At 61.1% G+C, this 12,136-nt stretch carries 9 protein-coding genes, 4 pseudogenes and 1 other annotated feature; of the genes and pseudogenes, 10 read left to right on the top strand and 3 right to left on the bottom strand.

Annotation, left to right across the window (positions count from 1 at the left end):
- Positions 1-25: 25 nt before the first annotated feature.
- A complete protein-coding gene (locus tag NFI08_RS14465) occupies positions 26-1,003 on the bottom strand; it encodes a PDR/VanB family oxidoreductase (RefSeq protein ID WP_221621223.1) in 978 nt (325 codons plus the stop codon).
- 851 nt (positions 1,004-1,854) lie between these two features.
- Between NFI08_RS14465 and NFI08_RS14460 the strand changes: the two genes are divergently transcribed.
- From NFI08_RS14460 to NFI08_RS14435, 7 genes and pseudogenes are all read left to right on the top strand, one after another.
- A complete protein-coding gene (locus tag NFI08_RS14460) occupies positions 1,855-2,142 on the top strand; it encodes a DUF2798 domain-containing protein (protein ID WP_124805296.1) in 288 nt (95 codons plus the stop codon).
- A 192-nt stretch (positions 2,143-2,334) separates the two neighbouring features.
- Entirely contained in the window at positions 2,335-2,583 is a 249-nt protein-coding gene (locus NFI08_RS22890; RefSeq protein WP_185696494.1) for a transposase family protein, read from the top strand.
- A gap of 56 nt (positions 2,584-2,639) precedes the next feature.
- Positions 2,640-3,187, top strand: a pseudogene (locus NFI08_RS14455) (transposase); the annotation flags it as partial.
- Positions 2,918-3,034: a sequence feature (AL1L pseudoknot), on the top strand. (Overlaps the previous pseudogene by 117 nt.)
- A gap of 121 nt (positions 3,188-3,308) precedes the next feature.
- Positions 3,309-3,677, top strand: a complete 369-nt coding sequence (gene tnpA / locus NFI08_RS14450; protein WP_124805332.1) for an IS66-like element accessory protein TnpA — start codon at positions 3,309-3,311, stop codon at positions 3,675-3,677.
- Positions 3,674-4,009: an IS66 family insertion sequence element accessory protein TnpB gene (gene tnpB, locus NFI08_RS14445; protein WP_185696498.1), complete on the top strand. Its 336-nt coding sequence runs from the start codon at positions 3,674-3,676 to the stop codon at positions 4,007-4,009. The genes tnpA and tnpB overlap by 4 nt, the downstream gene beginning before the upstream one ends.
- 83 nt (positions 4,010-4,092) lie before the next feature.
- Positions 4,093-5,643 carry an IS66 family transposase gene (tnpC, locus tag NFI08_RS14440; RefSeq protein ID WP_124805330.1) on the top strand — a complete coding sequence of 517 codons (1,551 nt, stop codon included), beginning with the start codon at positions 4,093-4,095 and terminating at the stop codon, positions 5,641-5,643.
- 30 nt (positions 5,644-5,673) lie between these two features.
- Positions 5,674-6,025: pseudogene (locus NFI08_RS14435) on the top strand (DDE-type integrase/transposase/recombinase); the annotation flags it as partial.
- Between the two features lie 31 nt (positions 6,026-6,056).
- Here the strand turns inward: NFI08_RS14435 and NFI08_RS14430 are convergent.
- A pseudogene (locus NFI08_RS14430) lies at positions 6,057-7,429 on the bottom strand (IS30 family transposase).
- Positions 7,430-7,473: 44 nt separating this feature from the next.
- On the opposite strand from NFI08_RS14430, the pseudogene NFI08_RS14425 reads away from it, so the two are divergent.
- The 3 genes and pseudogenes from NFI08_RS14425 to NFI08_RS14415 all read left to right on the top strand — a co-directional run.
- Positions 7,474-7,776 (top strand): annotated as a pseudogene (locus NFI08_RS14425) (integrase core domain-containing protein); the annotation flags it as partial.
- A gap of 218 nt (positions 7,777-7,994) precedes the next feature.
- Positions 7,995-9,452 carry an aldehyde dehydrogenase family protein gene (locus NFI08_RS14420; protein ID WP_124805323.1) on the top strand — a complete coding sequence of 486 codons (1,458 nt, stop codon included), beginning with the start codon at positions 7,995-7,997 and terminating at the stop codon, positions 9,450-9,452.
- A 17-nt stretch (positions 9,453-9,469) separates the two neighbouring features.
- A complete protein-coding gene (locus NFI08_RS14415; protein WP_185696496.1) occupies positions 9,470-11,203 on the top strand; it encodes a thiamine pyrophosphate-binding protein in 1,734 nt (577 codons plus the stop codon).
- Here NFI08_RS14415 and NFI08_RS14410 read toward each other — a convergent pair.
- The gene (locus NFI08_RS14410) at positions 11,200-12,114 is read right to left on the bottom strand and encodes a LysR family transcriptional regulator (protein ID WP_124805325.1); all 915 of its coding nucleotides are present in this window, start codon (positions 12,112-12,114) and stop codon (positions 11,200-11,202) included. The two genes, NFI08_RS14415 and NFI08_RS14410, sit on opposite strands and share 4 nt — an antisense overlap.
- Positions 12,115-12,136 lie beyond the last annotated feature (22 nt).

Below are 12,136 nucleotides of genomic sequence, written 5' to 3'. Positions count from 1 at the left end.
TGCGTCCTCCGGGAGCAGGGCCGGCTCACTCCGGCAGGTCGATCACCAGTTCCTTCGAACAGGCACGCGAGACGCAGACCATGATGTGGTCGACTCGCTCGGCCTCGGACAGCACGAGATCGCGATGGTCCGCTTTGCCCTCGATCAGCGTCGAACGACAGGAGCCGCAGGTGCCGCTTTCGCAGGAGTAGGGCACATGGTGGCCGTTGACCCGTAATGCCTCGAGGATCGACACGCCAGCCGGTACCGGGATCGCTTCGCCGGTCTTGTGTAGACGCACGGTGAACGGCGTGTCGTTTTCTGCCGAGGCATGCTTCTGGGCGCCGAAGTCTTCGAAGTGGACGCTGGAGGATGACCAGTGGCCGGTCATGTCACGCACCGCCTCCATCAGGCCTCGCGGGCCACAGCAGTAGATGTGAGCGCCCTTGGATTGTTCCAGCACCGGCCAGAGATCGAAGGAGTCGTCCGGGTCGCCGTGGTCATGGTGGATCACAACCTTGCCGCGGAATTCGGGACCGCTGAGCTCCTCGAGGAAGGCGGTCTGCTCCGGCTCTCGGGTCAGATAGTAGAGCTTGAACGGCTTGCCGCCGGTGGTGCGCAGGTGGTGGATCATCGACAGGATCGGGGTGATGCCGATACCGCCGGCGATGAACACGTAGCGTGCCGGGTTGCCTTTCAGCTCGAAGTCGTTGACGGGGGCCGACACCTGCAGGCGATCCCCCACGCGGGTGTCATCCACCAGGCTCTTCGAGCCCCCGGTGCCCGCCTCCTCACGTTTGACCGCGATCACGTAGCGATCGCGTTCTTCGGGGTCGTTGCACAGGGAGTAGCGCCGTACCTGGCCATTCGGCACCTCCACGTGGAGGTGGGCGCCGGGCGTGAACTCAGGGAGTTCGTCGCCCTCCGGGTGAGTGAATTCGAGACGGTAGATTCCGTCGGCGATGGCATCCAGCGCGGAGACCTCGAGGTCGGTCATGGGCATTGCTTCGTCAGTGGTCGTCACGGGGATCTCCCTGTTGTTGTGGTGGTGGTGCGAATATGCTTTTATATCTAAGTATTTTCTCAAAGGGAATGCAAGGCACGAGACTGCGACTTTAGTCGCGTGACGGTGAATCGGCTCCAGAAGGGCGGTCATGCATCGATAAGCTTTGTATAAGGTTTTCTTGATATCTCAATGTAGCATCCGGCGCAGCGTGGGAATCGAATCATTCACATGTCGCTGGGCGCGTTGCCCCCAAGCGGTCGTGTGCTTGGGGTAGTGCAAATTCCTGAAATGGGGTCTTTTTTGGCTTTTGGCAGGTCGTCGTGAAAGTGGTAGTTCTGTGGGACAGCCATGATAGAGAAACAACGGTAGTTCCAGATAAGCTGATATTTGCCAAAATGTCAGCTTCCGGACGCCGCGTGGCATGGAAGCTACCGCCAGGTCTCCTGTTTTGGAAAGGCTTCATAACCTTCCTGGAACCGGATCCCAGTGCCTTTAGCTTGCAGTGGCTGTGGATTGCCCCAGGGCTCGTAGTCTATTCCTGGTCTTCAGGCGCAGCATGGCCGCGACACCCTCTGGGCTCTGCATCGCTTCCACACGCAACTGAGTGTGGAGAACCTTGTATCCAAGTTGCTGCATGAGTGCACACTCCTGGTGAGATCACGGAGGTGGACAATTCTCCGTGTCGCCTGGGGGGCTGTTTTCGATGTCGCCTGACAGCGGAGGGAAGAGCTACGCTCCAAGACCGGTTAGCGACGACATCCTTGGCCGCTATGGCTGGCAATCCAGGGTGGTGTCCTCAAATCAAAGGTAGTGTTGTGGTAGGAAACAAGGGTAAGTAGGTTCTCCAGTTCTAGAGAAGGAATCGTTATATGTGCCAGCATACTTCGTCGCAGGACTCGCCTCCATCCAAAACCCGGCGGGGATTGCCACCACGTTATGCCCCCCTGGTTTTTGCCTTCTATATGTCCGCCTTGATGGCACTGATAATGTGTCTGGTGATCACGGCGGTGACGGAGGGCATGGGGCCTGAGTACCTGACGACAGTGGCCAGGGCCTATGTCCGCGCCATGCCGGTGGCGTTTGTCGGGGTGCTGGCAGTCAGGCCACTAGTGAACCGGCTGGTGAGATGGACGATCACCGATTATAAGTCTAGCTGAGTCGTCCTAACCCGCCCGCAGCCCTTTCTTTAGGCTCTTCGTCGCTGGGTGTGGAATTCGATCCCCTGAGCTGTGCCAGGATATGACCTCCACATGTAAAGGAGGTTCTACATAGACGGTCCCCAGATTCTGACTCTCGGCCTGGGGCTTGATGCGCCCTGGGTTCTCAAGGCCCGGCATCTGGATACCTCCGTGTCAGCCCTCCGCCTGGACCTCTATGTCGAGGCCGAGCGGGGCAGCCTCTGCCCCTGCCCGGAGTGCGGCAAGGCCTGCCCGGCCCATGACTTCGACGACAAGACCTGGCGGCATCTGAACTTCTTCCAGCATCACTGCTACCTGCATGCGCGCGTCCCGCGCATGGCGTCAAGGGTATCGAGGTGCCTTGGGCACGGCCCAGCAGCGACTTCACCATGTTGTTCGAGCAGGCTGCCATGTCGCTGATCCAGGTGAACCGTACCGGGATTCCCGGAGGCTCCAAACCTTGAGAGGATGGAGCCATGAACACTTCCAAGCGATATGCCCCTGAGGTCCGTCAACGGGCCGTCCGCATGGTCTTCGACCATGAAGCCGATTACCCCTCTCAGTGGGCCGCCATCGGTGCCATTGTTCCCAAGATCGGCTGTACACCGGAGACGCTGCGTAGCTGGGTCCGTCAGGCTGAACGTGATACAGGACGTCGGGAAGGCGCGACCACTACTGAACGCGAGTGGATCAAGGTGTTGGAGCGTGAGAACCGCGAGTTGAAGCAGGCCAACGAGATCCTGCGCAAGGCCTCTGCGTATTTTGCCCAGGCGGAGCTCGACCGCCGCGGCAAGTAATGATCGAGTTCATCGATGATCACCGGGAGTCGTACGGGGTCGAGCCGATCTGCCGTGTCCTGCCGATCGCCCCGTCGACCTACTACGAGCACAAAGCCCGTGACGCCCAGCCTGATCGCGCGCCACCCCGCATCCAGCGTGATCGCTGGTTGAGCGCCGAGATCCAGCGCGTCTGGGACGAGAACTTCTGTGTCTATGGCATCCGCAAGGTCTGGCGCCAATTGCATTGAGAAGCGATCCCCACGGCTCGTTGCACCGTCGAGCGTATCCGGCCGGTGAACACACCTTCCGTTGAGCTCCGACTTCGATGACGGTAGGTGTCCACCTATTGCTTAGTGGACACCTACGATGAGTGAGTTAAGCGTACTGGAGGCGCCTCGAAAGCGCCGCCGCTTTACAGCCGAGTTCAAGGCCAGGATCGTCGAAGCGTGCCAACAACCCGGTGCCTCAGTGGCCGGCATCGCGTTGGAGCATGCCCTGAACGCCAATCTGGTCCATAAGTGGATCCGTGAGGCTCGGCGGTCGGCGCCGGTGAAGGATACCCCGGCATTTGTCCCGGTTCCGATGGCCAGAACCGCCACACCAGCGGCGGGCCAGCATCGGGAAGCCGAGCGTATTCGCCTTTCACTGCCGAGTCCCCAAGGCACGGTGACCATCGAATGGCCAGTGTCCGATGCTCAGGGCTGTCGGGCGCTGCTTCGGGACCTGCTGTCGTGATCCGTATCGACGAGATCTGGCTGGCCACCGAGCCGTTGGACATGCGCGCCGGCCCCGACACGGCGCTGGCCCGGGTGGTGAAGGTGTTCGGCACCGCCCGCCCACACTGTGCCTATCTGTTCGCCAACCGGCGCGGCAACCGCATGAAGGTGCTGATCCACGATGGCCTGGGGGTCTGGCTGTGCGCGCGCCGTCTCAATCAAGGCAAGTTCCACTGGGCCGGTAACTGGCACGGCGACCGGGTGGAACTGTCGTCGGAGCAAGTGGCGGCACTGGTCCAGGGCCTGCCCTGGCAGCGCATCGGCCCGGCGGGGGCCATTTCGGTGGTGTAAGCCTCGTCGGCACAGAAGGCGAACCCTGGCCATTCGATGATCCGCGCATCCCCTTGCTGCCGGTGGACTGGCATAATCGCCGGATGAACATGCCACCCGACCTGTCCCAGCTCTCACCCGATCAGCTCCGCCACCTGGCGGCAACGCTGATGTCGCAGGTGGAGGAAAAGGATCGGGCGCTGGCACAAAGCCAGGAAACGCTACGCCACACCGAGCAGGTCAACCAGAAGCTGACCTTTGAGCTGGCGCTGCTCAAGCGCCACGCCTTCGGCAAGCGCAGCGAACAGCTCAACGTCCTGCAGATCAGCCTCCTGGACGAGGTGGTGGATGCCGACATCGCCGCCATCGAGGCCGAGCTGGAAGCACTCGCTACCCCGGCGACGGTGCCCGCCACCAAGCAAAAGCCCAAACGCCAGCCCCTGCCCGACGACCTGCCGCGTGTCGAGATCCGACACGAGCCCGACAGCGAGCACTGCACGTGCGGCTGCCAGCGGCGCCGCATTGGCGAGGAAATCAGCGAGAAGCTCGACTACACGCCGGGCGTGTTTACCGTCGAGCGGCATATCCGCGGCAAGTGGGTCTGCGATGCGTGCGAGACACTGATTCAGGCACCGATGCCGGTCCATGTGATCGACAAGGGCATCCCCACCTCGGGGTTACTGGCTCAGGTGATGATCGCCAAGTACGCCGACCATCAGCCGCTCTACCGCCAATCACAGATATTTGCCCGCGCCGGCGTGGAGATACCCCGCTCCACTCTGGCGGAATGGATCGGCATCTGCGGGGTGCGGCTGCAGCCACTCGTTGATGCCCTGCGCGAGACCCTGCTCACCGAACCGATACTGCATGCCGATGAAACGCCGGTACCGATGCTGGCTCCGGGCAAGAAAAAGACCCATAAGGCCTACCTTTGGGCCTATGCCACTACGCCCTACGCCGCGCTGAAGGCGGTGATCTACGACTTCGCGCCCGGGCGCGGCGGCCAGCATGCCCGGGACTTCCTCGATGAGTGGAAAGGCAAGCTGATCTGCGACGACTACGGCGGCTACAAACAGAGCTTTGCCAACGGCGTGACCGAAATCGGCTGCATGGCTCATGCGCGACGCAAGTTCGTCGACCTGCATGTGGCCGGCAAGAGCCAGATTGCCGAGCAGGCCATCGAGCTCATCGGCCAGCTCTACCAGGTGGAGCGCGAGGCCCAGTCGCTGAGTGGTGAAGAACGCCAGCGGCGACGCGACACCCGAGCGAGGCCCATTGCCGACGCCTTACATCGCTGGATGCTGGCTCATCGCGAGAAGGTGCCGAACGGCTCGGCGACGGCCAAGGCACTGGATTACAGCCTAAAACGCTGGACGGCGCTGACGCGCTATCTCGATGACGGCAGACTGCCGATCGACAACAACCGGGTGGAGAACCTGATCCGCCCCTGGGCGCTGGGCCGTTCGAACTGGCTATTTGCCGGCTCACTGCGCAGCGGCCAGCGCGCCGCCACCATCATGAGCCTGATCCAGACTGCCAAGCTGAATGGCCATGAACCGCATGCCTACCTGAAAGACGTGCTGGCTCGGCTGCCGACCCAGAAGGCCAGCCAGATCCACGAACTCTTGCCGCAGCACTGGAAGCCGGCAGACTGATCACTGAAAGAGGGTGATGCCCGGGCGCTTACCGTCGAGCGCCTGATGCGTCGGATGGGGCTGCGAGGCGTGGTGAGAGGCAAACCGGTCCGTACGACCGTGCCAGATCCCAACAAGGCCTCTGGCGGATCTGGTGCGCCGGCAGTTTCAGCCGGCTCAGCCGAATGCGCTGTGGGTGTCGGACTTTACCTATGTCGCCACCTGGCAGGGGGTCGTCTATGTCGCCTTCGTCATCGATGCCTTTGCCCGCCGGATCATCTGCTGGCGAGTGTCCCGCTCACCCCGCACCGACATGGTGCTCGATGCGCTGGAGCAGGCACTTCATGAGCGGCCTCAGCGACCTGGCAGCGACTTGATCCACCATAGCGATAGGGCCGTTCAACTTAGGTTCAAGGGGTCGTCGCAACACTGGCTTATGATGCCAAGGATAATAGTTCTTTGAGAGCTTCAGCAGGTGTTTTCCAGTCCAGTGTTTTTCGGGGTCTGCTGTTGAGGGTATTCGCAACAGCGTCAAGCTCATGCTCGGAATACCTGCTGATGTCGGTCCCCTTAGGGAAGTATTGGCGCAGCAGACCATTAGTGTTCTCGTTGGTCCCACGCTGCCAGGGACTGTGGGGGTCACAGAAGTAGATCGCCAGGCCAGTATCAATCCGTAGCTGCGCATGTTGAGCCAGTTCCGCGCCTTGGTCCCAGGTCAGCGATCTGCGCAGTTGTTCGGGCAGCATCGCGATCTTGGTGGCAATGGCATCGGGAACAGCCTCGGCCCCGTGACCGGCCAATGCTGGCCCGTTCTTGGTTCTGGCACCGGATCCATGATCAGGCATGGGCGGCAAGTGCAGCAGCAACGTGAACCGGGTCGAGCGTTCAACGAGGGTGCCGATCGCCGAGCTGTTCAGTCCGATGATCAGGTCGCCCTCCCAGTGGCCGGGGACGGCACGGTCGGCAACCTCCGCCGGGCGCTGGCTGATCATGACCTCGGGTGAGATAAAGTGTTTGCCTCGTTGCCGACTCCTCGCACGAGGCACTCGCAACGCCCGGCCAGTTCGCAGGCACGCGGACAGCTCACGACGCAGTGCGCCTCTGCCTTGAATGTAGAGGGCTTGATAGATCGCCTCGTGAGAGATCCTCATCGTCTCATCATCCGGAAAGTCGACGTGCAATCGCCGGCTGATCTGCTCGGGGCTCCAACTGGTTCCCCATCGTCGATCGGCTCGGCGACCATGTCGCCGCCCCCTCCAGGGGACATTGGGGCCGGGAATGTGCCTACCCTCAGCATCGGTCACCACTCCGGCGAGGCGTGATTGCATGTACGCCTGAAGCCGGTCGCTCTTGACGAGCTTGGCAACCTTGGGCCGTTTGGCGGCCCGCTCCGCTTTCCACTGCGCGACCGTGGCCCGATAGTCCAGCATCCACCCCCGGTGGCAGCATTACGGCGCAACTCGCGCGAGACAGTCGAGGGCGACCGCCCCAGACAGCGAGCGATCTCGCGAACCCCATGCCCCTGGGCCCGCAACAGCGCCAGTTCCTCGCGCTCTGCGAACGACAAATAACGCCCTGAGTGCGGCGCCAAGTTGGCCGGTGCCATTCCTCCCGCTTCGAGGAACCACCGCGGTCCCACCGGCTGCGATACACCACACGCCAACGCTGCGTCCTCACTCGATAGTTCCTCTGCAATGCGCTTCCAGAACGCGCGCTTCGCATCCCGCTGGTTGACGCCCGGTCGGCCAGGCGAACGCATCGGTGCTCGCCCCGTCTGTTCAGCGCCCCAGCCGCGTGATCGTCCCATCCAACACCTCCAAAATCGAGATGTTGCGACGACCGGTTGAATCCGCCCAATATGTCTCGATTCGATACACAGAGCGCTTGGAGGACGCCGTTATCGCACCGTCTGTTGGGAGTGTCGGCGACTCATATGACAACGCGCTGGCCGAGACAGTAATCGGTTTATTCAAGACGGAGGTGATCCGCCGAAGCGGGCCATGGCGGCACTTGGAGGCCGTTGAGTTCGCCACCCTGGAGTGGGTCGACTGGTTCAACCATCGACGGCTCCTGGAGCCGATCGGCAACATGCCGCCGGCCGAGCGAGAAGCGCTGTATTATGAGCAACAGGGTCAGGCCAAGAAGGTGGCCTGACTCAAACCAACGGGTCTTCGAGAAAACCGGTACGGTTCACCGTTGTATGCGCGCAGTTTTTCCGACAGGACCTAAATACGCATGTGAATAAGGCGGATACTTAAGCTTTTAAGCCTAAAAGATAGCCAATAGGGTATTTTTAGGTATCAATTTATCTATTTGATCATATCTTAAAGCTCGTCCATTACTAGGTGAATCAGGTAAGCGAGGAGAATGGTATGCAGCGTGTCTGTGAATCCGAACGCATGCTGATCGATGGAGAACTGGTCGAGAGTGTCAGCGGCCAATGGCTTATGTCCGTCGATCCGGCGACTGAGGAGCCCATCGGTCGGGTGCCCGCGGCGACGTCGGAAGACGTCGATCTCGCTGTCCGGGCCGCCGAGCGCGCCTGGCCAGCATGGGCAGGCTTGACGCCGATGGCACGTGCCGACGCCATGCATCGGTTTGCTGATGCCATCGCCGAGCGAGCCGACGAGATCCTACGTATCGAAGTCAGTGACACCGGCAATACAATCCGCCCCATGCGGCAAATCGATGTTCCAACCGCTGTGGAAAGTTTGCGCTATTATGCCGGCCTGGCACCGGATTTGCGCGGCGACAGCATTCCGGCAACCTCTGGGAATCTCCACTTCACAGTCCACGAACCGTATGGGGTGGTCGTCCGGATCGCTCCGTTCAATCATCCGGTGATGTTTGCAGTAGCCCGCACTGCCGCGGCGCTCGCTGCCGGCAATGCAGTGATCGTCAAGCCGCCCGAGACATCTCCGCTGTCCGCCACTGTTCTGGCCGAGATCGCCCGCGATACCCTACCGCCCGGTGTCTTCAACATCGTGACTGGCGAGGGGCCTGAAGTGGGCAACGCACTCGTTCGTCACCCGACCGTCAAGCGTATCGCCTTCATCGGCTCCCCCGAGACGGGGCGTGCCATACAGCGATCAGCGGCCGAATCCGGGGTCAAGCACGTGAGCCTGGAACTGGGCGGTAAGAACCCCATGATCGTATTCCCCGACTGTGATCCCGAGCGGATCGCCGATGCCGCCGTCTTCGGTATGAATTTCTCCTGGCAGGGGCAATCCTGCGGCTCGTTGAGCCGGTTGCTGTTGCACGAGGACATTCATGACCGTGTGCTCGATGCGGTCGTCGAACGCGTCGCCGCGTTGCGTCTGGGTGACCCATTGAGTGAGTCGACGGATGTCGGGCCAGTCAATTCGGCGGGGCATCGACAGCGCATCCTGTCGCATTGTGCCAACGCCGACAACGATGGCGCCCGACGGCTGACGGGGGGCGGGCTGCCCGACGAGGAGTTGTTCCGAAAGGGGTACTGGGTGGCGCCTACGGTCTACGCAGGAGTCACGCCTGACATGCGGCTCTGGCAGCAGGAAGTGTTTGGTCCAGTAATGGCGATAGCGAGCTGGCGCGACTTCGACGAGGCCGTCGCCATGGCCAATGCCACCGAGTACGGCCTGACCGCCGCCGTCTGGACGCACGACATCGATGCGGCTCTCAAGATGGCGCAGCGCGTTCGCTCGGGACACATCTGGATCAATGGATCGAGCATGCACTTCCTGGGCGTGCCGTTCGGTGGCATGAAGTCCAGCGGGGTGGGCCGCGAGGAAGGTCGCGAAGAACTGTTCAGCTACACCGAAACCAAGACAATCAACATTATGCTTTCATGAAGAAGTCAGAGGAAATCATGCATCACGCAATTAGCGACAACGCTACCTGCTGGGGGTCGGATGCTATCGCCGAAACCCTCCAAGCACTTGATCTTAACTACATTGCCATCAATCCCGGTGCCAGTTACCGTGGACTGCACGATAGCCTGGTCAACATGACACACGACGATCCACGGCTTTTGCTGTGCGTGCACGAGGAATCGGCTGTCGCCATTGCGCACGGCTACGCCAAGATCACCGGTCGGGCCATGGGGGTCGCGCTGCATGCCAATGTTGGCCTCATGCACGGCACGATGGCTATCTATAACGCTTGGTGCGATCGCGTGCCGATGGTGGTGCTGGGGGCTACCGGGCCGGTTGACGCCAGTCGCAGGCGTTCCTGGATCGACTGGATTCATACTTCCCAGGATCAGGGCGCCTTGATTCGTGATTTCGTGAAATGGGACGACCAGCCCGGCGGCCTGTCAGCGACCCTGCACTCACTGATCGAGGCCACGGCCAGGGCGAACACCGCGCCGTGCGGCCCCACTTACGTGAATATCGATACCTCGATCCAGGAAGCGCCGCTGGAGACAGCCACACCCGACCTCGACATTGCCCGTCGCGGTGCGCCGATGTCGGGGGCGCCGGCGCCGTCCCTTATGAGTGAAGCGCTCCAGTTGCTGACCGAGGCCCGCCGCGTCGTCTTCTTGATGGGGCGTCTGTCACGCAGCGACGTGGACTGGCAGCGACGCATCGCCCTGGTCGAGCGACTGGGCGCTGTCGTGGTCACCGATTTCAAGACCGGCGCCACCTTCCCCAGTTCTCATCGCGCCAATGTCGGGCGGGCAGGTTACTTCCCCGATACCGAGGCAAAAGCTGCGATCGCCGATGCCGACGTGATCGTGAACCTCGATTGGATCGATTTCGGTGGCACGCTACGTGCCGTGTTCGGCGATGGGCCAGTGCCGGCGAAGATCATCTCTGCCACGCTAGATCAGCACAGTAGCCGAGGGTGGGTGAAGGACGGTGGTGCCCCCGCCCCGGCCGATATTAGCTTTCTCAACGCACCGGATCAGGTCGTCGCGGCCGTGCACGAGGCCCTCGGCAACCCGCCATCGGATCCCCTGCCCGCGTGTCCGGAACCCGCTCGGGTGACGGAAGAGCCGATGACACCGCAGGACATCGCGGCATTGCTGCGCGATGGGATCGGCAATCGACCCAGTTGCTTGATCCGTGCGCCGCTCAGCTGGACCGGCGAGGACTGGCCGGTCGATCACCCACTGGGCACGCTGGGCTATGACGGTGGTGGCGGGGTTGGCTCGGGGCCGGGTATGGCCGTAGGTGCCGCACTTGCATTACGCGATGCCGAGTCCCCGTTGCTCCCCTTGGCGGTACTAGGCGATGGCGACTTTCTGATGAGTGCCTCGGCCTTGTGGACGGCAGTCAACCAGAAAGTGCCTCTGCTGGTCGTGATCATCAACAATCGCTCCTTCTATAACGACGAGGTACATCAAGAGGCGATCGCTAAGGCCAGAGGGCGCCCGGTGGAGAACAAGCGGGTCGGAATCGTCATGGATGAGCCCGATATTGACATCAGTGCCATTGCTCAAGGATTCGGTGTAACCAGTTACGGTTTGTTGCGTTCGCCCGAGACGGTTCGGTCGGCGTTGACCGATGCTATCGGCGTGGTCAGAGATGGCGGCGTGGCGCTACTGGAAATCGAAGCGGCCAAGGGATATGCACCCTCCATGGTCCAATCAATGCGCTAGCTGTTCTGCTCGCGAAGCGAGCGGGTAATCTCCTCGATCATCGTGCTCTGAAACCGGTTAAGGTTCTTGTTCTTGCGACGTATTAGATAAAGCGGAACCCGTAGGTCCATGCCTGGTGTATCGATACGCCGCAGGCTGCCTGATACCAGTTCGTCATGAATCGAGGAGTGGAAGAGGAAGGCAACGCCTACGCCAGTGCGGACCGCTCGCTTGATAGCCTCGGGATGGCCGAATTCCATCAGAATACGACGACGGGACACTCCATACTCCATCAGCAAGTATTCTTCGATATCACGTCGAGGTGTCCCCAATTGAGCTGTGATGTATGCGAGATCGTTCAACGAGGTGCTTGCCGCCTGGACCGCAAAGTGGTCTGCGGCGGCCAAGATTAAGCGTTCGTCGCGGACGTGCTCAATCTCAAGGTCATTGATCTCATGTCGAGGATCGAGAATCGTAAAAGCGAAATCGCACTCTCCTTGGCGAACGGCGTCGGTGACTGATAACGAGGTCATGACTCGTACAGAAATTTCGCCACGAGGATATCTCTGGTGGATCGATGCGATGATGCCGGGCAGGACATAAGAACCTAGGGTCATTGATGCGCCGACGCTGACCTTGCCGGACACGCCTCGTTGCGTATCGGCGATCTCTCGTTCCAGTTCGCGAGTACGCACCACGACGTCAAGGGCCCACCCATAAACGCGCTGCCCCTCCTCGGTCAACTCGATGCGACGACCGCTACGCGCGGTCAAAGTCACGCCAAGCTTGTCGGAGAGGGACTTGAGGTGGGTCGATACCACAGGTTGGGCGATATTGAGATGCACGGCTGCCAGGGAGACGCTCTTGAGCTCAGCCACGGCACAGAAAACCTCGAGCTTGTGAATGGAGAGCTGTGAAATAACAGATCGCATGGCGTAATCTATACCTTTTAGA

It is taken from the genome of Halomonas sp. EF61 (assembly GCF_040147045.1).
In the GTDB taxonomy this organism is placed as follows: Bacteria; Pseudomonadota; Gammaproteobacteria; order Pseudomonadales; family Halomonadaceae; genus Halomonas; species Halomonas litopenaei.
Note: the sequence above shows the minus strand (reverse complement) of the source record. Positions and strands in the feature narration are given on the sequence as shown.